General features: G+C 70.7%; 18 protein-coding genes. 5 read left to right on the forward strand and 13 right to left on the reverse strand.

Annotated elements, in window-relative coordinates; genetic code table 11:
- Positions 1–196: 196 nt before the first annotated feature.
- Complete coding sequence (locus tag AOJ26_RS09740; RefSeq protein ID WP_053847812.1) at positions 197–2347, reverse strand: MMPL family transporter; 2151 nt, start codon at positions 2345–2347, stop codon at positions 197–199.
- Positions 2348–2550: 203 nt separating this feature from the next.
- On the opposite strand from AOJ26_RS09740, the gene AOJ26_RS09745 reads away from it, so the two are divergent.
- A complete protein-coding gene (locus AOJ26_RS09745; protein ID WP_053847813.1) occupies positions 2551–2958 on the forward strand; it encodes a VOC family protein in 408 nt (135 codons plus the stop codon).
- Here AOJ26_RS09745 and AOJ26_RS09750 read toward each other — a convergent pair.
- Genes AOJ26_RS09750 through AOJ26_RS09765 form a run of 4 tightly spaced genes read right to left on the reverse strand, consistent with a single transcriptional unit; the run spans position 2955 to position 6076 of the window.
- Complete coding sequence (locus AOJ26_RS09750) at positions 2955–3623, reverse strand: response regulator (protein WP_053847814.1); 669 nt, start codon at positions 3621–3623, stop codon at positions 2955–2957. The genes AOJ26_RS09745 and AOJ26_RS09750 overlap by 4 nt on opposite strands.
- Positions 3620–4816, reverse strand: a complete 1197-nt coding sequence (locus AOJ26_RS09755) for a sensor histidine kinase (protein ID WP_053847815.1) — start codon at positions 4814–4816, stop codon at positions 3620–3622. The genes AOJ26_RS09750 and AOJ26_RS09755 overlap by 4 nt, the downstream gene beginning before the upstream one ends.
- A gap of 58 nt (positions 4817–4874) precedes the next feature.
- The gene (locus AOJ26_RS09760; RefSeq protein ID WP_053847816.1) at positions 4875–5660 is read right to left on the reverse strand and encodes an IclR family transcriptional regulator; all 786 of its coding nucleotides are present in this window, start codon (positions 5658–5660) and stop codon (positions 4875–4877) included.
- Entirely contained in the window at positions 5657–6076 is a 420-nt protein-coding gene (locus AOJ26_RS09765; RefSeq protein WP_053847817.1) for a MarR family winged helix-turn-helix transcriptional regulator, read from the reverse strand. The genes AOJ26_RS09760 and AOJ26_RS09765 overlap by 4 nt, the downstream gene beginning before the upstream one ends.
- A 217-nt stretch (positions 6077–6293) precedes the next feature.
- Between AOJ26_RS09765 and AOJ26_RS09770 the strand changes: the two genes are divergently transcribed.
- From AOJ26_RS09770 to AOJ26_RS09785, 4 genes are read left to right on the forward strand one after another with little or no spacing between them, the layout of a single operon-like run.
- Positions 6294–7211 (forward strand): SDR family NAD(P)-dependent oxidoreductase, encoded by a 918-nt coding sequence (locus AOJ26_RS09770; protein WP_053847818.1) that lies wholly within the window; start codon positions 6294–6296, stop codon positions 7209–7211.
- Positions 7211–8086, forward strand: a complete 876-nt coding sequence (locus tag AOJ26_RS09775; protein WP_053847819.1) for an amidohydrolase family protein — start codon at positions 7211–7213, stop codon at positions 8084–8086. The genes AOJ26_RS09770 and AOJ26_RS09775 overlap by 1 nt, the downstream gene beginning before the upstream one ends.
- Positions 8087–8096: 10 nt before the next feature.
- The gene (locus AOJ26_RS09780; RefSeq protein WP_053847820.1) at positions 8097–9599 is read left to right on the forward strand and encodes an acyl-CoA synthetase; all 1503 of its coding nucleotides are present in this window, start codon (positions 8097–8099) and stop codon (positions 9597–9599) included.
- Between the two features lie 8 nt (positions 9600–9607).
- Entirely contained in the window at positions 9608–10063 is a 456-nt protein-coding gene (locus tag AOJ26_RS09785) for a MaoC family dehydratase (protein ID WP_053847821.1), read from the forward strand.
- Here AOJ26_RS09785 and AOJ26_RS09790 read toward each other — a convergent pair whose 3' ends face one another.
- From AOJ26_RS09790 to AOJ26_RS09825, 8 genes are all read right to left on the reverse strand, one after another.
- A complete protein-coding gene (locus AOJ26_RS09790; RefSeq protein WP_053847822.1) occupies positions 10064–10585 on the reverse strand; it encodes a hypothetical protein in 522 nt (173 codons plus the stop codon).
- A 128-nt stretch (positions 10586–10713) separates the two neighbouring features.
- Complete coding sequence (locus AOJ26_RS09795; RefSeq protein ID WP_053847823.1) at positions 10714–11478, reverse strand: Crp/Fnr family transcriptional regulator; 765 nt, start codon at positions 11476–11478, stop codon at positions 10714–10716.
- 1311 nt (positions 11479–12789) lie between these two features.
- Complete coding sequence (locus tag AOJ26_RS09800; protein ID WP_053847824.1) at positions 12790–14508, reverse strand: PHP domain-containing protein; 1719 nt, start codon at positions 14506–14508, stop codon at positions 12790–12792.
- 19 nt (positions 14509–14527) lie between these two features.
- Positions 14528–16366, reverse strand: coding sequence for a LamG-like jellyroll fold domain-containing protein (locus AOJ26_RS09805; protein ID WP_053847825.1), 1839 nt, complete (start codon positions 16364–16366; stop codon positions 14528–14530).
- A 37-nt stretch (positions 16367–16403) separates the two neighbouring features.
- Positions 16404–19328, reverse strand: a complete 2925-nt coding sequence (locus tag AOJ26_RS09810; RefSeq protein WP_053847826.1) for a glycoside hydrolase family 2 TIM barrel-domain containing protein — start codon at positions 19326–19328, stop codon at positions 16404–16406.
- On the reverse strand, positions 19325–20164 hold the full coding sequence (locus tag AOJ26_RS09815; protein WP_053847827.1) for a carbohydrate ABC transporter permease: 840 nt from the start codon (positions 20162–20164) through the stop codon (positions 19325–19327). The genes AOJ26_RS09810 and AOJ26_RS09815 overlap by 4 nt, the downstream gene beginning before the upstream one ends.
- A 12-nt stretch (positions 20165–20176) precedes the next feature.
- Positions 20177–21127: a carbohydrate ABC transporter permease gene (locus tag AOJ26_RS09820; RefSeq protein WP_053847828.1), complete on the reverse strand. Its 951-nt coding sequence runs from the start codon at positions 21125–21127 to the stop codon at positions 20177–20179.
- Complete coding sequence (locus AOJ26_RS09825) at positions 21127–22413, reverse strand: ABC transporter substrate-binding protein (RefSeq protein ID WP_053847829.1); 1287 nt, start codon at positions 22411–22413, stop codon at positions 21127–21129. The genes AOJ26_RS09820 and AOJ26_RS09825 overlap by 1 nt, the downstream gene beginning before the upstream one ends.
- Between the last annotated feature and the right edge of the window lie 145 nt (positions 22414–22558).

Below are 22558 nucleotides of genomic sequence, written 5' to 3' on the forward strand. Positions count from 1 at the left end.
AAGAGCTGCAACCGCACCTGCTCAAGGGGCGCGGGGAACCGCGCGACAAACCCCCACCGGCCCGCGGCCAACGGACGAGCGGTGCCACCCTCTCCGTACCGCTCCCCGCACTGGTGTTCGCGGAACATGGCGGCCGGCCGGGGCCGCGGTCGTCGGCTCCCGGCCGCACGCGCCCACCAGGAACGGCCAACCAGTGTCATGGTCGCCGGCTCCCGGGCGCCGCCCTCCGGGGTTCCCGGGAACCGTCGTCCGTCGCCGTCAGGGACCGCTCGTGTGAGGTCGACTCCCGCAGCCCGAACCGGTCGTGCACCCTGCGCAGCGGCTTCGGGGCCCACCAGGCGCGCCGGCCGAGCAACGCCATGGTCGCCGGGACCAGCAGCATCCGTACGACCGTCGCGTCGATCAGCACCGCGAGGGTCAGCCCGAGACCGATCTGCAGGATGGGGGAGAACCCGCCGGTCATGAAGGCGCCGAACACGACCGCGAGGAGCAGCGCGGCACAGGTGACGACCCGCCCCGAGCGGCGCAGCCCGGTCACGACGGCCCCCTCGTCGTCGCCGCCGCGCTGCCGGGCCTCCCGCATCCGGGCCAGGATGAACAGCTCGTAGTCCATGGCGAGCCCGAAGGCGATCGACACGATCAGCGGCGGGGCGGTCAGGCTCAGTGCGCCCAGCCCCTCGCCGCCGAGCAGCCCGGCCCCGTGGCCGTCCTGGAAGACCCACACCACCACACCGAGCGCCGCGCCCAGGCTGAGCAGGGTGGTCGCGATGGTGCGCAGCGGGATCAGCACCGAACCGGTGAAGGCGAACAGCAGCACGAAGACGGCGGCCAGGACGGTCAGCGCCGCCCAGGGCGCCCGGTCGGCGAGCATCGCGCGGAAGTCGACCAGCCGGGCCGCGACCCCGGTCACCTCGACGGGCTGGTCGCCGCGCAGGTCCCGTACCCGCTCGACCAGGGCGGTGACCGCCTTGCCGTCCACCGTGCCGGGCGGCGGCAGCTCCACGACGGTGCTGCCGCCCGGCAGGTCACGGGACTCGGCGTGCGGGACCAGGGCGCGGACGCGGTCGGCGGTCGCGCTGTCGGTGCCGGGTCCGAGGAGGACGACCACGGGGGAGACGCCGGTGCCCTTCGGGAAGTGCGCGTCCACGGTGTCGTACAGCTGCCGTGCCTCGGTGCTCGCGGGCAGTTGCCGGGCGTCGCCGATGGCGATGCGCAGGCCGGTCAGCGGCAGGGCGAGCAGCAGCAGGACCGGGACGACGGTGACCAGGACGGCGATCCGGCGGCGCTGCGCGAACCGGGCGAGACGGGCGAAGACCCGGCCCTCCTCGTCCTCGGAACGCGCCTTCGAGGGCCGGATGCGCCCCCCGAACCTCGTGAGCAGCGCGGGCAGCAGGGTGACCGCGGCCAGCATGTCGACCACGACGACGGCGGCGATGGCCAGACCCATGCTGCGCAGGAACACGCTCGGGAACACCAGCAGCCCGGTCAGGCTGACGGCCACGGTGAGGCCGGAGAACAGGACGGTCCGGCCGGCCGCGTCGACCGTGCGGTGCACGGCCTCGACCAGGTCCTCGGTGTGCCGTCGCTCCTCCCGGAAGCGGACCAGCAGCAACAGGGCGTAGTCGACGGCGAGTCCGAGCCCGAGCATGGTGGTGACCTGGATCGCGTACACCGAGATGTCGGTGACCTGGCTGAAGGCGAACAGTCCCAGGAAGGCGCCCGCGATCCCGCTCACCGCGATCACCAGCGGCAGGGCGGCGGCACGCAGTCCGCCGAACACGACGAGCAGCAGGGCCAGTACGACCGGCAGGGAGATCAACTCGGCGTTCCGCACGTCCTCCTGGGCCCGCTCGCCGAGTTGCCGGCCGAGCAGTTCGCCGCCGCTGACGTGGACGTCGGGCGCGTCGATCCGCTTGACGGTCTCGACGACGGTGTCCGTCGCCTCCTCCTCGGCCTCGTCGCTCAGGCCGCCCTCGAAGGTCACGGGGATGACGAGTGCCTGTCCGTCGCGGGCGGTGAGACCGGGCGTGCGGTACGGGTCCGGCACCTGGGCCACCCCGGCGATCTCGCGGACCTCGGCGACGGTCCGTTCGACCTGGGCGCGCAGCGCCGCGTCGGCGACGGCCTCGCCCGCGACGACCGCGGTGACGGACTCGCCGGACGGGTCCACGGCGGAGAGCCGGTCGTCGGCCCGGTCGGACTCGGTGCCCGGCACGTCGGGCACGTCGTCGGAGAGGTCGGCGAAGACGCCCGTCCCGAGGCCGAAGCCCAGCAGCAGGAAGGCGGCCCAGAGGCCGATGACGGTCAGCGGGCGGCGGGTCGCAGCCCGGGCGAGGGTGGAGAGCACGGGGGCCTCCCGGCGGGTCGGAGCGGTCGGTGGTCGGTGGCACCTCAGACTGCTGCCGCGGGCGCGCCCGCCGGATCGCCGGGGCGGGCGGTTTCGGCCCCTCCGCCGCACGGGTGAGACGGGGCGGTCCCTCACTCCCGCGGGGGAGGAATCTCCGGTACCGGTCGGGCAGTTGACCCAGCAGACACCCAAGAGGAGGCCGCATGTCCGAGGTACCGCCCGCTGTCCGTGAACTCCGGCTCGTCGTCACGGCGGACGACTACGACGAGGCGCTGCGCTTCTACCGGGACGTCCTCGGGCTGCCCGAACGGGCCGCGTTCTCCTCGCCCGACGGACGGGTCACCATCCTGGAGGCCGGACGCGCGACGCTGGAGCTCACCGATCCGAACCACGCCGCGTTCATCGACGAGGTCGAGGTGGGGCGGCGGGCCGCCGGGCACATCCGCGTGGCGTTCCAGGTGGACGACTCGACGGTCATGACGGCGAGGCTGGCGCAGGCCGGGGCGGAGGTGGTCGCCGAACCGACCCGCACGCCCTGGAACTCGCTCAACTCCCGCCTGGAGGCGCCCGGTTCGCTGCAACTGACCCTGTTCACCGAACTGGGGGACTAGGGCGCACCCGGCGTCACCAGCCCCGTCTCGTAGGCGCAGATCACCGCCTGCACCCGGTCCCGCAGTCCCAGTTTGCCCAGCACGTTGCTGACATGGGTCTTGACCGTGTGCTCGCTGACGAACAGGGTCGTGGCGATCTCCGCGTTGGACAGGCCCCGGGCCAGCATCCGCAGGGTCTCCACCTCGCGGGCCGTCAGGACGTCCAGGCGGTCGGGGGCGGGTCCGGCGGCGGCCTCCTCGCGGCGGCGGCGCACGATGTCCGCGACCAGGCGGCGGGTGACGGTCGGGGCGAGCAGCGAGTCGCCGCCCGCCACCACGCGGACCGCGTGCACGAGGTCGTCCCGGCGCACGTCCTTGAGGAGGAAGCCGCTGGCGCCCGCGTACAGGGCGTCGTACACGTACTCGTCGAGGTCGAACGTGGTCAGCATGACCACCTTGCAGCTCGACCGGGCGCACACCCGCCGGGCCGCCTCCAGGCCGTCCATGACGGGCATCCGGATGTCGAGGAGCAGGACGTCGGGCGCGTGGCTGCGCACCGCCTCCACCGCCTCGGCGCCGTCCCCGGCCTCGGCGACCACCTCGATGTCCTGCTGCGCCTCCAGGATCATGGTGAAGCCGCTGCGGACCAGTTCCTGGTCGTCGGCGACGACCACCCGGATGCTCACCCGAGGGCCGCTTCCCGTTCGGCGGTCGCGGGCAGCCGTACGACGACCCGGAAGCCCCCCTCCGGGCCCGGACCGGCCTGCGCGCTGCCCCCGCAGGCGGCCGCCCGCTCCCTGAGCCCGATCAGCCCGTGTCCGCCGGCCGTGCGCGCGGGGCCCCTGCCGTCGTCGGTCACCGTGAGGGTCAACCCGTCCTCCGCCCAGTCGAGTTCCACCTGTGCGCAGGAAGCGTACGCGTGCTTCAGCGTGTTGGTCAGGGCCTCCTGCACCGCGCGGTAGGCGGCGACCTCGGTGTCCGGGGGCAGCGGACGAGGCCGGCCGCGAACGCTCAGGTCGATCCGGAGCCCGGTGGATTCGGCGACCTGGCCGATCAGGGCGGGCAGCCCGGCGAGATCCGGCTGCGGCAGCCGCACGGCCCCGCCCAGGCGCTCCTCCTCCTTCAACACGCCAAGAATCCGCCGCAGTTGGGCCATCGCGTCCCGGCCGCTGGCCGCGATCGCGTCGAACGCGGCCTCGGCGCGGGCCGGATCACTGCGCACCACGACCGGCCCGGCCTCCGCCTGGACGACCATCAGGCTCACCGCGTGCGCGAGGATGTCGTGCATGTCCCGGGCGATGCGGGAGCGTTCCTGGGCGATGGCCCGCGCGGTCTCGGCGGCCCGCTCCCGTTCCAGCCGGCGGGCCCGGTCCTCGACGGCTGCGGTGTACGCGCGCTGGACACGGGCCAGGACGCCGAGGCCGTAGGCGCAGATCATGCCGGTGATGTGGAAGGCGTACTCGAAGGGCTCGGAGTGCTCCTTGTGCTGCATGGTCAGCACCGCCCCGAGCAGCCAGCCCACCAGCATCGAGCGGCGCTGCCAGGGAAGGCTCTGGGCGGCCATGGTGTACAGGACGACCAGCCCGCCGTAGAGCACGTCGGGCGGTGGCGCGTGGTAGTAGGCCATGGCCGTGGTGGCCGCCGAGACGGCCAGGGCGCAGGAGCAGGGGAAGCGGCGGCGCCAGACCAGGGGGACGGCGGTGGCGGCGCCCAGCAGCCAGCCCGCCAGGGTCAGCCGGTCGTCGCCCTCGTCGGGGAACAGCCACTGCAGGGAGGCGGCGAACAGCACCAGGAGGGCGAGGGCGCTGTCGACGACGTAGGGGTTCGTCGTCCTCAGACGGGTCACGACGGGGGCGTACCAGGACCGGGCGGCGGGCATGAGCGGCTCCTCGGGGCCGGGGCCGTTCCAGTATCACGACGCCGAGGTGGCCCGGACCTCACCGGTGCGAGGGATATCCGGTGCCGGTCAGGGGCGGCACCGCCGGCTGCCAGCCCAGCGCCCGCGAGATCCCGAGCGCAGCGAGCCGTACCGCCGGGACCAGCGCCGGCACCTGGGCGTCGGCGTACGGCACGACGACCGACACGGCCGCGACCACCGCCCCGTCGGGCCCCCGCACGGGGGCGGCCACCGACAGGGCGTCGTCGGTGACCTGACGGCTGCTCACCGCGACGCCGGTGCGCCGCACCTCGGCCAGGACCCGGCGCAGCCGCACCGGTTCGGCGATGGTGTACGGCGTGAAGACGGCGAGCGGGCCCGCGCAGTACTCCTCCTGCTCGTGCGGCTCGCAGTGCGCCAGCAGCACCAGGCCGACCCCGGTGGCGTGCAGCGGCCAGCGCGCCCCGACCCGGATGTGCACGCCGACCGACGAACGCCCCGCGATCCATTCGATGTAGACGACGTCCGCGCCGTCCCGCACCGCCAACTGCACGTTCTCGTGGGTGGCTTCGTACAGGTCCTCCAGGTACGGCAGCGCGAGCTGCCTGAGCGCGACCCCGCGCGGCGCGAGCGCGGCGACCTCCCACAGGCGCAGTCCCACGTGGTAGACCCCGGCGTCGTCCCGCTCCAGCGCGCCCCAGTCGGCCAGCGCGCCCACCAGCCGGTGCGTGGTCGTCAGGGTGAGTCCGGCCCGCCGGCTGATGTCGGTGAGGGACAGCGCCGGGTGGTCGTGGTCGAACGCGGCGAGCACGGCCAGCAGGCGGTCCGGGGCGGAGCGCAGGGTCATGGCCGGTCGGCGACTCTCAGCAGGAGGGCCTGGAGGGTGTCGCGCTCGGCGGGGTCGAGTGGCGCGAGCAGGTCGTTGGTGACCCGTCTGCCCGCCTCGTCGGTGTCGCGCAGGAACGCCCGGCCCTTGTCCGTGAGCACGACGGTCTTGCTGCGGCGGTCGTCGGGGGAGGGGCGGCGCTCGGTCATGCCCAGCTTCTCCAGGTCGTCGACCAGGCCGACGATCGCGCTGGGGTCGTAGCCGAGCCGGGTGCTCAGCTCCCGCTGGAGGGCGCCCTCGGAGCCGGCGAGGTAGCGCAGCACCGCGTAGTGCCGCAGCCGCAGTCCCGACTCCTGGAGGAACGTGTTGAACAACTGACCCGAGCGCAGCCCCAGGCGGTACAGCAGATAGCCGGTGTCCGCGTGCAGCCCGCGCATCCACGGCTCCTCCGAGTCGATGGCCTTCGGGGTGACGTGCTGACGTGTGATGGCGGGCTCCTCGTGCTCGGGGTGTCAGGGAGATTCCAGCATGACGCACCCGAAGGTCGCCAACAACTATTGACGTCACCAATTATTGCTCTTAGCTTCGATCCCGGAGTCACACCGCGCTTTCCGAAGCCGCGCCACCCGCATCCGTTCGTGAAGGGACCTCCTCGTGCCCAGCATCGATCTCACCGGCAAGGCCGCCGTCGTCACCGGCAGCGGCCGGGGCCTCGGCCTCGCCTACGCGCACGCCCTGGCCGCCCACGGCGCGTCCGTGGTCGTCAACGACGTCGACGAGGCCGTGGCCGAGGCGGCCGTGAAGTCCATCGCGGAGGCGGGCGGCACCGCCGTCGCCGAGGTCGTCCCGGTCGGCACCACCGAAGCCGCCGAGCGGCTCGTGAACCGGGCCGTGGCGGAGTTCGGGCGGCTCGACGTCCTGGTCACCAACGCGGGCATCCTGCGCGACAAGGTGCTGTGGAAGATGACCGACGACGACTTCGACGCGGTGATCGCCACCCACCTCAAGGGCACCTTCACCTGCGCCCGCGCCGCCGCCGTCCGCATGCGCGAACAGGGCGAGGGCGGCACCCTGATCCTGGTCGGCTCCCCGGCCGGCCAGCGCGGCAACTTCGGGCAGACGAACTACGCCGCCGCCAAGGCCGGCATCGCCGCCTTCGCCCGCACCTGGTCCATGGAACTGGGCCGCGCGAACATCACCGTCAACGCGATCGTGCCCGTCGCGGCCACCGCGATGACCGAGACCATCCCCGCCTTCGCCCCCTACGTCGAGGCCATGCGGAACGGCGAGCCGCTCCCCGACTTCCTCCGCAAGGGCGAGGGCTTCGGCACCCCCGAGGACTGCGCGGCCCTCGTCCCCTTCCTCGCCTCCGAGGCCGCCCGAGGCATCACCGGCCAGGCCATCGGCATCGGTGGCGACAAGGTGGCACTCTGGTCCCATCCGCAGGAGATCAGGACGGCTTACGCCGACGGCGGCTGGACCCCCGAGACCCTCGCCGACGCCTTCACCGGCTCGGTCGGCGCCGAGCTCCAGACCGTCGGCATCCCGGCACCGAAGCTTCCGGAGGCGTGATGGACATCGAGTCGCTGGTCGCCATCGACGTCCACACCCACGCCGAGGTCTCCTCCAAGGGCCACTCCTCGCTGGACGACGACCTGCACGACGCCTCCTCCGCCTACTTCAAGGTGGAGGGCAAGCGGAAGCCGACCCTGGAGGAGACCGCCGCCTACTACCGGGAGCGGAGGATGGCCGCCGTGATCTTCACGGTGGACGCCGAGTCCGCGACCGGCACCGCGCCCGTCCCCAACGAGGAGGTCGCCGAGGCGGCCGCCGCCAACTCCGACGTGCTGATCCCCTTCGCCTCCATCGACCCCTTCCGCGGCAGGGCGGGCGTCAAGCAGGCCCGCCGCCTGGTCGAGGAGTACGGGGTGAAGGGCTTCAAGTTCCACCCCAGCATCCAGGGCTTCTTCCCCAACGACCGCTCGGTGGCCTACGACCTCTACGAGGTCATCGAGGAGACCGGCACCATCGCCCTCTTCCACACCGGGCAGACCGGCATCGGCGCCGGGGTCCCCGGCGGCGGTGGGATCAGGTTGAAGTACTCCAACCCCCTCCACGTGGACGACGTGGCCGCCGACTTCCCGCACCTGAAGATCATCCTGGCGCACCCGTCGTTCCCCTGGCAGGACGAGGCCCTCGCCGTCGCCACGCACAAGCCGGGCGTGCACATCGACCTGTCCGGCTGGTCGCCGAAGTACTTCCCGCCGCAGCTCGTGCAGTACGCGAACACGCTGCTCAAGGACAAGGTTCTCTTCGGCTCCGACTTCCCCGTCCTCACCCCCGACCGCTGGCTCGCCGACTTCGAGAAGCTGTCGGTCAAGGACGACGTGAAGCCGAGGATCCTCAAGGAGAACGCCGCCCGTCTGCTCGGGCTGACCAAGCCGTAAGGGGCCCCTGATGCGCAACGAGGGACTGGGTTCGTGGCCCGCACGCCGGGCCCGCAAGACCCCGCACCGCACCGCCCTGGTCCACGGCGGCACGACGGTCACCTACGCCGGGCTGCACGCCCGCGTCACCCGCCTCGCGCACGTCCTGCGCGCCCGGGGCATCCGGCGCGGCGACCGGGTCGCCTACCTCGGCCCCAACCACCCCTCCTACCTGGAGACGCTGTTCGCGGCCGGCACCCTCGGCGCGGTCTTCGTCCCCCTCAACACCCGCCTCGCCGGGCCGGAGATCGCCTACCAGCTCTCCGACTCCGGGGCCAGGGCACTGGTCTACGGCCCCTCGCACGCGGGACTCGTCGCCGGACTGCCGGGCGACACCGACGTCCGCACGTACGTCGAAGTCGGCGCCGAGTACGAGCGGTTGCTCGCCGAGTCGCCGGCCGAGCCGGTCGACGAGCCGGTCACGCCCGACGACACCTGCATCATCATGTACACCTCGGGCACGACCGGCCGCCCCAAGGGCGCGATGCTCACCCACGGCAACCTGACCTGGAACGCGATCAACGTCCTCGTCGACACCGACCTCATCGCCGACGAACGCGCCCTGGTCTCCGCCCCGTTGTTCCACACCGCGGGCCTGAACATGCTGACCCTCCCGGTGCTCCTCAAGGGCGGCACCTGCGTCCTGGTCGAGTCCTTCGACCCCGACGCCACCTTCGACCTGATCGAACAGCACCGGATCACCTTCATGTTCGGGGTGCCGACGATGTTCGAGCAGGTGGCGAGACACCCGCGCTGGCCGGACGCCGACCTGTCCTCCCTGCGCATCCTGACGTGCGGCGGCTCCCCGGTCTCGACCCCCCTCATCGCCGCCTACCAGGCGCGAGGCCTCACCTTCCTCCAGGGCTACGGCATGACCGAGGCCTCTCCCGGGACCCTGTTCCTGGACGCCGAGCACGCCGTCAGCAAGGCGGGTTCGGCGGGCGTGCCGCACTTCTTCAGCGACGTCCGGGTGGTACGGCCGGACCTCGCGCCCGTCGACGTCGACGAGACCGGCGAGGTCGTGCTCCGCGGCCCGCACGTCATGCCCGGCTACTGGGGGCTGCCCGAGGAGACCGCCGCCTCCTTCGCGGACGGCTGGTTCCGCAGCGGGGACGCGGCCCGCGTCGACGAGGACGGATACGTCTTCATCGTGGACCGCATCAAGGACATGATCATCTCCGGTGGCGAGAACATCTACCCCGCCGAGATCGAGGACCTGCTCCTCGGCCATCCGGACATCGCCGAGTGCGCGGTCATCGGCGTCCCGGACGACAAGTGGGGCGAGGTGCCGCGGGCCGTCGTCGTCCCGCGCGAGGGCGCCACGCCCGACCCCGACGAGATCCTGGCCTCCCTGGCCGGCCGGCTCGCCAAGTACAAGATCCCCAAGTCGGTGGTGATCGCGGACGGACTCCCGCGCACCGCCTCCGGAAAGCTCCTCAAGTCCCGGGTGCGCAAGCGCTACGGCAACAGCTAAGGAACCCCATGAGCCTCACCGTGAACGGCGTCGACGAACTGAAGAAGCTCGCCGGCAGCGACCTCGGCACCAGTGAGTGGATCGAGGTCACCCAGGAGCGCATCGACACCTTCGCCGACGCGACCGGCGACCACCAGTGGATCCACGTGGACCCCGAGCGCGCCAAGGACGGCCCGTTCGGCGCCCCCATCGCCCACGGCTACCTGACCCTGTCCCTGTTCATCCCCCTCTTCACCGAACTCCTGGACGTCCAGGGCGTGACGACGAAGGTCAACTACGGCCTGAACAAGGTCCGTTTCCCCTCCCCGGTGAAGGTCGGCTCCCGCATCCGCCTGGTCGGCAAGCTGACCGAGGTCGAGGAGGTGCCGGGCGGTGTCCAGATCACCGTCGACGGGGCGATCGAGATCGAGGGCGGCGCGAAGCCGGCGGCCGTGCTCCAGAGCCTTTCCCGGTTCTACGTCTGATCAGGTGGCCCTGCGCAGGGTGCGGATCCGCTGCTGCGCGGCACCGACCGCGTTCTTGAGCTCGATGCGGGCGTATTCCTGCTGCATCGCGGCCTCCAGACGCGCGGTCAGTTCGGCGGCCGGGATCTCGCCCGTACCCGGTACCGGCGGAAGCACCGTGGCCAGATAGCGGTCGAGGCGCTCCACGACGACCTGGAGTTCGGGTCGGATGGCCTCCGTGCGCTGTGCCGTGTCGTCCAGCAGGTGGCGCAGACCGTGCAGCGGTTCGAAGTTCGCCGAGTGGCACGGCTTGTGGGCGTGTTCGCACAGCTTCTCGACGAGCCTCCTGAGGTAGGTCGTGGCGTCGTCGAAGTCGTGTCCGTCCTCGTCGGACCTGCGCATGCGCTGGACCCAGGCGAGTGCCCGACGGTGGTGACGGAGGGTGAGAACGGCGATCAAGGTCGCGGCCACGCCGCAGACGGCGCCCACCAGGGCGGATCCGGTGTCTGTTCCGGCGGCCAGGACGGTTGTGCTGGACATCATGGGTGTGTCATCCGTTCATGAGAACGCGTACGCACGCCCCTGACGAGGAGCACGGACACATTCGAAGGCGGGGACGGAAGCGGTGACGCGGGAGACGGTGGCGCGGGGGCAGGGAGCGGTGGCGCGGTCTACGAGAGTCCGGCCGTGCGGCGGAGGGCGGGCAGGTCCGTCACGACGAACTGGCGGTATCCGCTGCGCAGTACACCGCCGTGGGGCAGACCGCTGTCGGTGCCGGGGGCACGCAGGAGACGGATCGTGTTCTCCACGGTCGAGACACCCAGCACGAGGGCATCCGCCATGTCCTTCTGGCTGGGGCCCTGGATGGTGACCTGGCCCGGCGCGGCAGGGTCGGCGGTCCCGGCGACCGCGGCGAGATGGACGAGGAGCGCACTGACCCGCTGCAACGGGGTGCGGGTGAGGGTGCCGTAGATCATCTCGTCGGTGCGGTTGCGGTCCTCCAGGCTGCGCAGCAGGGCCAGTTGGATGTGTGGGCGTCGGCGCAGAAGAAGGTTCATGCCCTGCAACGGGCACGGCATGACCCAGGTCGTGGTGAGGCACGTCGTCCTGACCGTGGCGTCCGGCTCGATGAGTTTGGTCTCGCCGAGCAGCTGACCGACGCCCCGGAAGCGGGTGATCTTGGGTGCGTCCTTGCCGGGGCCGAAGGGATGGCGCTCCTGCCGGACGCATCCGCCCAGCACGATGTGCACGTGTTCGTCGTGTCGCCCGATGGGCAGTTCGTCGTCGCGTTGGTAGACGCGGCTGTCCGCGCCCCAGGAGCTGACCAGCAACGGCCAGGCGCCTTCGGGGAGATGGGCGAGGAAGCTGCCGGGTCGCATGGCCTGACGTCCCTTGAGGACGTCGGCGGTCCGGAAGGCGTCGACCTTCGGGACCATTACCGGGCCCCGGTCAGGCGGGCCGCGGTCAGGGGCCGGCGGTCGTGCCGCCGCGCAGCCGCACCGCGGTCGTCACACAGCGTCAGAGGTGACGCTGTGTCATGAGGTGGAGTGGGGGGTATGCCGAAGCCATCGGCGATGGCGGTGTTCATCGGTCTGAGGTCCTTCGGGCGAGGGTGGGATCCGGGTGCACCGCTGGCTGCGGCCCACCCGGGCGACGGGTCCAGGTCCTCTCTCTCGCGTTGTCGGCCCGGTGGTTAGGCGGGCTGCGAGGCGAAGACGTTTTGACAAGTTACCCCTCTGCCCCAGGAAATCGCCAGTCACTGATGACGGAGAGCAAAGTTTCCCGTCGTGGGCGGCGGAGCAGTAAATCTCTCCCTCGCCAGAGGGAGTTCCCGTCACGCTTCCTTGGTGGTGTGATGTGCATCACAGCGCCTTCAGCAGGGTGGAAGGATGCGACTTTATCTGCAGGGGTCCCCTGGGATTTTATGCAGTCCGTTGCGAATTTTTACCGCAGATGAGTGGCGAAGGGCCCGCCGGTAACCGCGAGAGAAAAAGAGGAGGCTCCGGGGAACCACCCCCGGAGCCTCCCGGAAAGGGCCTGGACCCGTCGAGGCTCAGACCGATACCCAGTAAACACCACCTGCCTGGAAAAGGTCACCTGGGTGCCAACTCCCCGCCCTGGAGTCCCCACGGGGAGGGCTTTGCGCAGTCGACTTGGGCGGCGAGGTCGGCGGCGCGCGCCTTGATCGATTCGAGGGAGAAATGAACCCTTTGTCGTGTTGACGGCTCTATGTTCCGCGTCTTGCCCTGTTCGTCTTGTGTTTAGGTGCATCAGTGGTGAATGGCGATCACTTGAGGACCATTCCGGACTGGCCGCCACGGCGGGATCTTGTCGGAGAGTGACCCCGCTCGTGTGTTCGGTGTATGCAGTATGTGCCGGTCCTTGCATAAATCTACGTGGCATATTCGGTGAAGCGTGTACCGGACTTCTCGCCTCTGAATTTCTCTCCTCTGGCCTGTTGCGGGGAGGTGACGCGATATGTATCGGCATGCGGCCGCAGGAATACCCGAACTCATTGCCTGGTATGGCCGCCCTCTCGCACGAAGGGCGGCAGGTGTGAATTAGGGGGTGGCCGTCCCCCCGCCCCTCCTATTGTCAGCAGGCACCTTCCCGGAAACCGCAGCGCCGACGTGCCGGAGGGGCGGGGCGAGACTTTCTCCAACCCTGAGTAGCGGACCGGACACGTTTCGCACACACCTTGAGATGTCCCGACGCCTACGCAAAGTGAGCTACGGGGTGACCGACCGTCAGGATCCCGCAATATCAACGAAGACCGGGTTCGAGTAGAACCACGTGTCCTCCCACGGGTCCCCGTTGCCGGGCTCGTGGGGGATCGGGCCGTGCGGGTCGACGGAGGCGCCGAGGTAGCCCGTGCCGTGCCGCTTGCCGTCGCTGCCGCGCAGCCGGACGTAGAAGGACTCGTCCCCGACGGTCAGCGGAACGCGCAGGGTGTACGTGCCCTTCCGGCCGGACACGTCCGTCGTCCGTACGACCCTGGTGTCCGGCGCCCGCCAGGCGTCCCGGTCGCCCACCGGACCGCGCACCGCGCCCCGGATCACGTCCACGTGCGCCAACTCGGGCAGGAATCCGTGGGGGTTCACTCGGGAGGCGCTGGTGACCGTCACGTACAGCGTGATCCGCTCACCCTTGCGGACCCGCAGCCGCCCGCCCAGCGTGACACCGCGCCCTGCGTCGCAGTCCCGCTTCACACGGACGTCGAGTCCGTCGAGCAGGTGCCCGTGGTCCACCCAGACGCGGCCCGCGCGCAGGCCCGCCATCACCGGGCGGTAGCCGTACCGGGTGACGCCGACATGGGTGCGGCTGAACTGGCCGGGCCAGAAGTCGCTGCCGGGCTGCGGGGTGTCGGTGTTAACCGGGTCGGGCAGCCTGCCGGTGTTGTCGAAGTTCTGCCCGGCCGGCCAGTCACCGTTCTTCCAGGTGTCGAAGACGGTGCGGTGGTTGTCGGAGTTCGTGGTGATCGAGAGCAGGCTGCCTTCGGCCAGCATCGAGTCCCACAGCCCGCCGACGGTCGCCGTCGCCCAGTCGAAACCGCCGTACGTCACGTACGCCTCCGCCGGATAGCCCGGCCAGGACTGCGCCGACGGCTTGTTCTCGTACTCGCCGCGGATCGAGGTCGCCCCGCGCCAGCCGGGGATCGCCGCGCCCTGGGCGCCCGGCGCGCCCTCCATGCCGATCACGATCTCGGGGGCACCTTCTCTCCCGCCGCCCGGCCCCGCTCCTCTCCCGCCACCCCGCCCCGCGTCTCGCCAGGCCCGCATCTCGTGCGGCGAGTCGATGCCGAGCCGCAGCGGATGGTTGGCGATGACGAGGACGTCGTCGACGTAGCCCGAACGGCGCTGCTCCGCCAGCCACTTGATCGCCTTCACGGCATGGGCCTCGTTGCGCGCGGTGTCGGCGGCGCCCACGGAGCCCTCGGTGTAGCCGAGCAGCTTGCCGTCGTAGGCGAGCTCGAACTGCGTGAGCAGGTCGGTCTCGTGGGGGCCGGGAGCCGCGAACACCGTGCCGTGCTCGGCGGCCGGGATGTACCACTCCAGACCCTGGAAGATGAGCTGGCGCGGGTTCTCCGCACGGGCCCTGACGATCTCCGCGTGCTCCAACTCGGCACCGTAGTAGGCGTGTCCGAAGTTGGAGTGCTCGTTGAACACCATCCAGTCGAGGCCGTACTTCGCGGCGGCCCTCGCCTGCTGGGAGAAGGTGTACTTCGCGTCGTGGCTGTAGACGGAGTGCACGTGGTGGTCGCCGACGAGGTAGGCGAGGCGTGGGTCGTCGCCGCCCAGGCGAGGACGACCGGGGGCGGCCAGTGCCGGAGTCGCCGACCCCAGCGCGAAAGCCGCGCCGAACAGGCCCGCACGGCGCAGCAGTCCACGTCGTGACACACCCTGCGCGTCGAGGTCGGCGGGGGAGACGGACGGGTCGGCCCAGGAAGGCAGTTGCTGCTCGGTCATGGTGATCCTCGCAAGCGGGTCAGTGAGTCATGAAGGACGAGACGGGCAGCGCCCGTGAGGCGATCCGCACGTCGCCGAGTCGGCCGTGGAAGATCTGGTCGATCCTGTCGGCGTAGGTGTAGCCGCCCAGCAGCCAGGGCTCGCCGACCGAGGTGATCCCGACGGCCGACGCCTTCGGGTTGCGGACCACCGGGCAGCCCTGGACGTACAGCGTGGTGTGCTTCCCGTCGTTGACGACGGCGAGGTGCCACCAGGTCTCCAGCGGGGTCTCCTGGCCCCAGTTGGTGGCGATGCCCTCCTGGTCGACCGGCCGCATCGCCCACTGCGGCTCACGGTCGTTGGACAGCGAGAGCGTGGCGAGCGGCTCGTCGGGGTCGTCGGCCGTCTTGCCGGCGGCACCGCCGGTACCGGTCCGGCTCACCAGGCCCGACCAGGCGTTGTGGTCCGGGTCCCAGTCCGCGGGGAGCCGGTAGAACGCCTCGATCGTGTAACCGTCCCTGAAGGTGGCCGAGTTGAGGGGAGCGCCGTCGACCGTGCGCAGGTAGGCGCCCCTGAGCGGCGACTTGTAGCCCTGGAACTCCAGGCTGCCGTGACCGGGCTGGTCCGGATGATGGTCCGGGGACCAGCCCAGCGTGCCGCCGCCCACCGACACCACGGTGAGGTCGTTGCCGCGGCCGGAGAGGTCGCGGACCGTGCCGGAGACGGGTGACTCGAAGCGCCAGTACGCGGCCGTCCCGCGGATCAGCATCCTGGACACCGGACGGGCCGGCCGCTCCGGCACCGGGTCGAAGCCGGAGAAACGCCTTTCGAAGTCGACGGCGACCGAGAACCGGTCGGCGTCGCCGCTGAGTTCGATCTCCTGCCGCTCCAGCTCGTTGAGCCCCTCGGCGGCCCGGCCGAGGATCCACGGGGAGACCGTCTCCACATCGATCACCCCGCGGTCGAGGTCGAAGCGGTACAGCCGGATCATGGCGGCGCCGCCGAAGTACCGGTTCTGGTAGTTCGTCAGGTGCAGGTGGACGTCGTTGCCCGCGGTGTTCGTGCGGGTCGCCCGGCCGGCCGGCCAGTAGTGCCCGTTGAGGGTGAGGAAGATCTGGTCGTGGTCCTTGACCAGCCGGTCCCACAGCTGCTGCCCGTAGGCCGACAGGGTGTCGTCCTCGACGACCAGCTCGTGCGTGGTCAGGACGACCGGAGTCCTCGGGTGAGCGGCCAGGACGTTCCTCGCCCAGGCGTACCCCTGGTCCGAGAGCCGCCAGTCCAGCGCGAGCACCATCCACTCGCGGCCCGCCGCCCTGAAGAGGTGGTACGTGTTGTAGCCGTCGGCGGAGGCGCCGCCGAAGGTCCTGTGCCGTTCGAGACGGTCCGGACCGAACACGTCCAGGTACGGCGTCGGGCCACGCTGGTCGGTGCTGGACGACTTCACGTCGTGGTTGCCCGCCAGGACGCTGTAGCCGACCCCGCGCCGGTCGAGCAGCGCGAAGGCCTCGCCGATCGCGGCGAACTCGGCCGCGGCGCCGTTCTGGGTGAGGTCGCCGAGGTGGGACAGGAAGACGATGTTCTCCTCCTCGCCCTGCTCCAGCAGATACCGCAGCGAGGCCTCGACCGGTGCCTTGTCGATGCTCGGCCCGTCGAAGAGGTACTGCGTGTCGGGCATCACGGCGAGCGTGAAACGCCGGCTCTCCGTGTCGGGGCGCCACGTGGGCGAGGCCGCGGAGGCGGTACCGGCCGCGGCGACGGGCAGGGCGACGCCCGCCGTGGCCGCGGCACCCAGCAGCGCCGTGGCCCGCAGGAAACCGCGCCGGCCGGCACCGGCCTGAGCGGCCTCCTGGCCGTGGTCGTGCTCATGCGAGGTACACACGTGTGCTCCAGGACATGACGGGGGGATCGGAGAGGGGTCAGAGCGTGCGCAGCGTCCAGCTCCAGCGGTGGACGCCCGGCGTGACGAGGTAGGAGGCGAAGGTGTCCGGGCCGCACGAGGCGGTGCCCAGGCCCCGGTGGGCGGCGTCGATGTGCACCACACAGCCCGCTCTCGGGACGAGCTCGTCGTGGTGGGCCACGGCGGTCAGGTCCGCCGCCCGGAACCGGGTCACGCCGACCTGGCGCGGTTCGTCCAGGACGACCGAGAGGCCGGTGCCGTCGGGCGCGCGGAGGCTGAAGTGCCGTACGCCGTGCCGCCCGCCGCTCTCCTGGGGGCGCAGGTAGGGCGTGAACAGCTCGTCCACGGGGACCGAGTGGTGGCCGACGGGCGCCCCGAAGGCGCGGTCCGGGTACGACTCCCAGGGGCCCTGCCCGAACCACTCCATCAGGTCGAGCCCGGCGACCGTCTCGAACACGGAGCCGACCCGCGCCACATCGGCGAGGGCGTCCGGCAGTTCGGCCGACTCCTCGACGTGCACCCCGCCCTCCACCGCGGTGAGGACCTGCACATGACGGACCACACCCGCGTCGGACACGTACTCGGCACGGACGGTGACGCGTCCCGGGGTCTGCCGTATGTGCGCGACCTTGCGCACCAGGGCGTCCAGGCCCCAGCCGCGCCAGCGCGAGGCCGTTCCGCCCAGCTCGTCGTTGTCGGTGGGCGCCCGCCACAGGGACAGCGTGGGGGCGGCGGTGAGCAGCGGATGGACCAGGAGCCCGTCGTCGTCGACCTTGACGGAACGATTCCGCACCGCCGTGGGTGCCTGGCGCTCCGCCTTCCGCAGCCGCACCTGCGGCAGGCACACCACCGTCCCGCGCGAAGCCCACGGCTCGTTGCGCGCGGTCGTCACCCGCAGCGTCAGCCACGCCTCGCCGCCGTCCCCCGGCAGCTCGAAGGGCAGCGGCACCGCCGCCGTCTGGCCGGGCCGCAGGTCGGGCAGCTCGGCGGGCGCGGTCAGGACGCGGCCGTCGGCGAGGGAGAGCTCCCACTCGGCGGCCAGCCAGTCGAGGCCCCGGAAGTGCTGGTGGTTCCCGAGCACGATCCCCTCGTGCCGGAAGCACTCGATGCGCACCGGCGCCGCGATCTCCCGGTGCTCGTACATCACCGGCTTGGGTGTGCGGTCGGGAAGGACCACACCGTCGGCGACGAAGGCGCCGTCGTGGTCGCTCTCGCCGAAGTCACCGCCGTACGCCCAGCGGTACCCGGGCGAGGCGACACCGTTGTCATGGAGTCCGACGCCCCCACGTCCGACCGGTCTGCCGTCGTTCACACGCTGGAGGATGCCGTGGTCCCACAACTCCCAGATGAACCCGCCCTGAAGACCCGGCGTGGACTCGATGGCCGCCCAATGGTCCGCGAGCGTGCCGTTGCTGTTGCCCATGGCGTGGGAGTACTCGCACCAGATCAGCGGCTTGGTCTGCCGCCCGGACAGGGCGTGCTCCACACACTCGTCCAGCGGGGCGTACATCGGGCAGGCGATGTCGGTGGCGTCGCCGGCGGCCGCCCAGTCGAGCTTCGCCGCCCCCTCGTACTGCACCGGACGCGTCGGATCGTGGCGGCGCAGCCAGCCCGCGGCCGCGTCGTGGTTCGCCCCGTAGTCGGACTCGTTGCCCAGCGACCAGATGATCACGGAAGGGTGGTTCTTGTCCCGCAGCACCATCCGCGAGACCCGGTCCACGAAGGCGTTCAGGTAGCGCGGGTCGTCGGCGATCTCGTGGGCGTGGTCGTGCGACTCGATGTCCGCCTCGTCGACGACGTAGAGACCGAGCTCGTCGGCGAGGTCGTACAGCGCCGGGTCGTTCGGGTAGTGCGAGGTGCGGATCGCGTTGAACCCGAACCGCTTCAGCGTGACCAGGTCCGCGCGCATGTCGTCGTACGACACCGTCCGCCCGGTCAGCGGGTGGAAGTCGTGCCGGTTCACGCCCCGGACGAACACCCGCTCGCCGTTGACGAGCAGGTCCCGGCCGGTGATCTCGACGTCCCGGAAGCCGATCCGGTGCCGTGCGGTGTCGGCGACCGTGCCGTCGGCGCGGTGCAGCCGGACGGTCAGCGTGTACAGCTCGGGCGTCTCGGCGTTCCAGGTGCGGACGTCCTCCACGACGGTCCGTAGCCGTGCCTCGCCGAGGAAGTCGGAGACCCGCTCGTCCTCCCGGTTGATCCGGTCGAACTCCGCGTCCTGTGCCAGCTGGAGCCCGTCCAGCTCCCCGCTGACGTACCAGCCCCCGGGCAGTGCCCCGCCCGCCTCCCGCACCCGGCAGTCCACCCGCAACGAGCCGTCGCAGGAGGCCCGCACGGTCACGTCCGACAGGTGCAGCGGGTCCGTCGCGTACAGCAGCACCGAGCGGGTGATCCCGCCGTGCCACCAGTGGTCCTGGTCCTCGATGTGCGAGGCGTCCGACCACTTGACCACGGTCAGCCGTACGACGGCCCGCTCGCCGGCGCGCACCCGCCCCGTCAGGTCGAACTCGGCCGCCAGGTGGGAGTCCTTGGAGATCCCGACGGGCCGCCCGTCCACATGGACGAGGAGCACGCTCTCGGCGGCTCCGACCTGGAGCACGATCCGGCGTCCGGCCCAGTCGGCGGGGACGTCCACCTCACGCTCGTACACGCCCGTGGGGTTCGCGGCGGGGGAGTGCGGCGGGAACTCCGGGAAGGGCATGCGGACGTTGAGGTACCGCGGCAGGTCGCCGGTGTCCTGCATGGTCCAGGCGCCGGGGACGTGGGCCGTCGACCAGGAGCCGCCGACCGGCGCGTCCGGAGCGGGCAGCAACTGGAAACGCCAGTCGCCGTCCAGGGGGAGTGCTCCGGAGCGCCGGTCGACGGCGTTCATGGGCAGCCGTCCCCAGGAGGTCACCTCGGGTGCCTCCCAGGGGCGCAGGGCGATCAGCGGATCGTCCGTCATCCGCGCACGGCTCCCTTCGCGAGGTCGCCGATGATCTGCTTGGCGCCGATCGCGAACACGATCAGCAGCGGGACGAGGGCGAGCAGGGCGCCGGTCATCACGATGCCGTAGTCGGTGGTGCCGTGGGTGCCGTTGAGCTGGGACAGCGCCACCTGGAGGGTGACGTTGTCCGGGTTGGTGAGGGCGATCAGGGGCCAGGCGAAGTCGTTCCACTGGCCCATGAAGGTGAAGATGCCGAGGAAGGCGAGGCCGGGCCGGACCACCGGGAGGGCCACGTGCCAGTACTGGCGCAGGAAGTTCGCGCCGTCCAGCTTGGAGGCGTCGAGCAGTTCGTCGTGGATGGCCGTCCTCATGTACTGGCGCATCCAGAAGATGCCGAAGGCGTTGGCCGCGGCCGGCACGATCAGCGCGGTCATCGAGCCGATCCAGCCGATCTTCGCCATGATCACGAACTGTGGGATGACCGACAGCTGCGCGGGCACCATGAAGATGACCATCAGCAGCCCGAACAGCACGTTCTTGCCGGGGAAGTCGAACTTGGCGAAGACGAAGGCCGCGAGGGAGTCGAAGAGCAGGACCAGGAAGGTCACCGACACCGCGACCAGCAGCGAGTTCCACATCGACCCGAAGAAGTCGACGGCGTCGAACAGGTTGCGGACGTTCTCCAGGAAGTGCGTGCCCGGCAGCAGCTTGGGCGGGTAGGAGAAGATCTCCGACGAGCTGTGCGTCGACATGATCACGGCCCAGTAGAACGGGAAGGCCGAGACGATCGTGCCGAGGACCAGCGGGAGGTGCAGCGCGATCCCTCTGCGGCGGGACCCCTTGATGGAAGCCATGACGGGCCCTTCCTAGTCGCCCCGGCGCTGCACGAGGCGCCAGTTGATGATCGAGAAGAGGACGACGACGAGGAAGATGCCCCAGGCCACCGCGGCGCCGTACCCGAAGTCGTTGTTGTCGAAGGTCTGCTGGAAGAAGTAGAGGACCATGGTCTGGCCGGAGTGGCCCGGACCGCCCGCGAACGTCGAGTCGTTGGAGGAGGTCTGGAGCAGCACCTGCGGTTCGGAGAAGCTCTGCAGGCCGGTGACGGTCGAGACCACGAGGACGAACAGCAGGGTCGGCCGCAGCAGCGGGAGAGTGATCCGGAAGAAGGTCTGGACCGGGCCGGCGCCGTCCACGCGCGAGGCCTCGTACAGCTCGCCCGGGACGGTCTGGAGCCCGGCGAGGAAGATGATGGCGTTGTAGCCGGTCCACTGCCAGGTCATCAGGGCCGCGATGGTGACCTTGATGCCCCAGGGCGTGTTGAGCCAGGCCACCTGGTCGATGCCCACCGCGTGCAGGACGGCGTTCACCATGCCGGCGTTGGTGGAGAAGATCGAGCCGAAGACGATGGCGATGGCGACGACCGAGGTGACGTTCGGCAGGAAGTACGCGACGCGGTACAGGCCCTTGAAGCGGACCGCGGAGTTCAGCATCACGGCCGTGACCATCGCCAGGAAGATCATGGGGAAGGTGGCCAGCGCCCAGATGACGATCGTGTTGCCGATCGAGTTCCAGAAGTCGCTGTCGCTCAGCAGGTACTGGTACTGCGAGAGCCCGGCCCACTCCATCGAGCCGAGGCCGTCCCAGCGGTGGAAGGACAGGTAGAGCGAGAAGCCGACGGGGAAGAGGCCGAAGGCGAGGAAGATCAGGTAGAAGGGGGAGATCGCGGCGTACAGGTGCCAGTACTTGCGCCAGCCCTTCGCGGGCCGGGCCGGCGAGGGCGGCGCCACCACGGGCGGGGTCTGCTCCAGAACGGCCATCAGTAGCTCACCCCCAGGTGCTTCGCGATCCGACGGCACTTGCTCATGGCGTCACTCCAGGCCTTCTTCGGGTCCTTGCCGAGGACGCCGACGTTCTTGATCTCGTCCTTGAGGGGCTGCCCGAGCGCGACGTCGAACGGGCTGTTGTAGGCGACCACGATCTTCTGCGCGGCGGGCCCGAAGACATCGGTGGTGACCTGGCCGCCGAAGAAGGGGTCGGGCTCCTGCATCTGCCGGAGTCCGTAGGAGGCGGGCGTCGAGGGGAAGAGGCCCGCGTCGACGTAACCCTGCGCCTGGTTGGACGCGTTGAGGATCCAGGTGATGATCTCGAAGGCCCGCTCCGGCTCCCGGCACTCCTTCGTGATCGACAGGAACGAACCGCCGTTGTTCGCGGGGCTCACGGGCATCTGTGCCACCCGCCACCTGCCCTTGGTCCGCGGCACGCCGTTCTTGATGTCGAAGGAGGCCCAGGAGGCGTTGAGCTGGCTCGGCAGCTTGCCGTCCTGGATGGCGGAGAGCTGGTCCGGGGTACCGCTGACCAGGTCCGAGACGATGCCCCGCCGCTTGGCCTCGACGGCGAGCGCCCAGGCGCGGCGCACGTGTTCCTGGTCGCCGATGAAGTGGCGGTCCTTGTCGACGTACCGCTTCGCGCCCTGCTGCACGACGTTCTCGAAGACCGAGTTGACGTCGGTGAGCAGCTTCGCCCCCGACACGCGTCTGCCCAACTGCTCGCCCGCGTCGAAGAACTTCTCCCAGGTGTCGAGTCCGGCGGTCACGTCGTCGGGTTCGTACGGCAGTCCCGCCTTGCGGAACACGTCGTACTGGTAGAAGTGCGCGACCGGGCCGCAGTCGATCGGGAAGCCGACCATCGTGCCGTCGTCGGCGATGCCCTGGTCCCACTTCCAGGACAGGTACCGGTCCTTGTACTTCTCCGCGCCCAGCGTCCTGAGGTCGATGAACTGGTCCGCGTTCGGCAGATAGGCGGCCATGTCCTCGCCCTTGAGCCCCGCGATGTCGGGGATGTGGGCCCGGCCGGTGATGGTGGTGATGAGCTTGGAGCGGTACTGACCGCCGATCTGGATGGCCTGGAGGTCCACCGAACCGCCGTAGCGGGCCTTGGCGTTCTTGACGACGGTGTCGCTCAGACCGCCGCTCCAGTACCAGAGGACCATGTTCCGGCCGGTGGAACCGGTCGGTACGGCACAGCCGGTGGCCAGGCCGCCGAGTGCCGCGGCGGCTGTACCGCCCAGGCCCGCGCGGAGCAGGCCTCTTCGTGAGAGCCGCACAGCTCCCACCGCCTTTCGATCTTTTCGGGACGTGCATACGAAGAGCTTGTGGGGGGGCTTGCGGATCAGTTCCGCCGTGCGGTGTCGGGTGGGGCGACGGGGGAGTGCGCGACGGCCGGCCCGGCCGGGGGTGTCCCCCGTCGCC

The sequence above is a fragment of the Streptomyces sp. NRRL B-24085 genome (assembly GCF_001282115.1).
Classification (GTDB): Bacteria; Actinomycetota; Actinomycetes; order Streptomycetales; family Streptomycetaceae; genus Streptomyces.

Bases quoted from the DNA above. Each gene is read 5' to 3' on its own strand.
- AOJ26_RS09820 (WP_053847828.1), bottom strand. From the start codon at position 21,127: ATGGCCGTTCTGGAGCAGACCCCGCCCGTGGTGGCGCCGCCCTCGCCG.
- AOJ26_RS09780 (WP_053847820.1), top strand. From the start codon at position 8,097: ATGCGCAACGAGGGACTGGGTTCGTGGCCCGCACGCCGGGCCCGCAAG.
- AOJ26_RS09815 (WP_053847827.1), bottom strand. From the start codon at position 20,164: ATGGCTTCCATCAAGGGGTCCCGCCGCAGAGGGATCGCGCTGCACCTC.
- AOJ26_RS09810 (WP_053847826.1), bottom strand. From the start codon at position 19,328: ATGACGGACGATCCGCTGATCGCCCTGCGCCCCTGGGAGGCACCCGAG.
- AOJ26_RS09795 (WP_053847823.1), bottom strand. From the start codon at position 11,478: ATGGTCCCGAAGGTCGACGCCTTCCGGACCGCCGACGTCCTCAAGGGA.
- AOJ26_RS09745 (WP_053847813.1), top strand. From the start codon at position 2,551: ATGTCCGAGGTACCGCCCGCTGTCCGTGAACTCCGGCTCGTCGTCACG.
- AOJ26_RS09790 (WP_053847822.1), bottom strand. From the start codon at position 10,585: ATGATGTCCAGCACAACCGTCCTGGCCGCCGGAACAGACACCGGATCC.
- AOJ26_RS09800 (WP_053847824.1), bottom strand. From the start codon at position 14,508: ATGACCGAGCAGCAACTGCCTTCCTGGGCCGACCCGTCCGTCTCCCCC.
- AOJ26_RS09765 (WP_053847817.1), bottom strand. From the start codon at position 6,076: ATGCGCGGGCTGCACGCGGACACCGGCTATCTGCTGTACCGCCTGGGG.
- AOJ26_RS09775 (WP_053847819.1), top strand. From the start codon at position 7,211: ATGGACATCGAGTCGCTGGTCGCCATCGACGTCCACACCCACGCCGAG.
- AOJ26_RS09760 (WP_053847816.1), bottom strand. From the start codon at position 5,660: ATGACCCTGCGCTCCGCCCCGGACCGCCTGCTGGCCGTGCTCGCCGCG.
- AOJ26_RS09755 (WP_053847815.1), bottom strand. From the start codon at position 4,816: ATGCCCGCCGCCCGGTCCTGGTACGCCCCCGTCGTGACCCGTCTGAGG.
- AOJ26_RS09785 (WP_053847821.1), top strand. From the start codon at position 9,608: ATGAGCCTCACCGTGAACGGCGTCGACGAACTGAAGAAGCTCGCCGGC.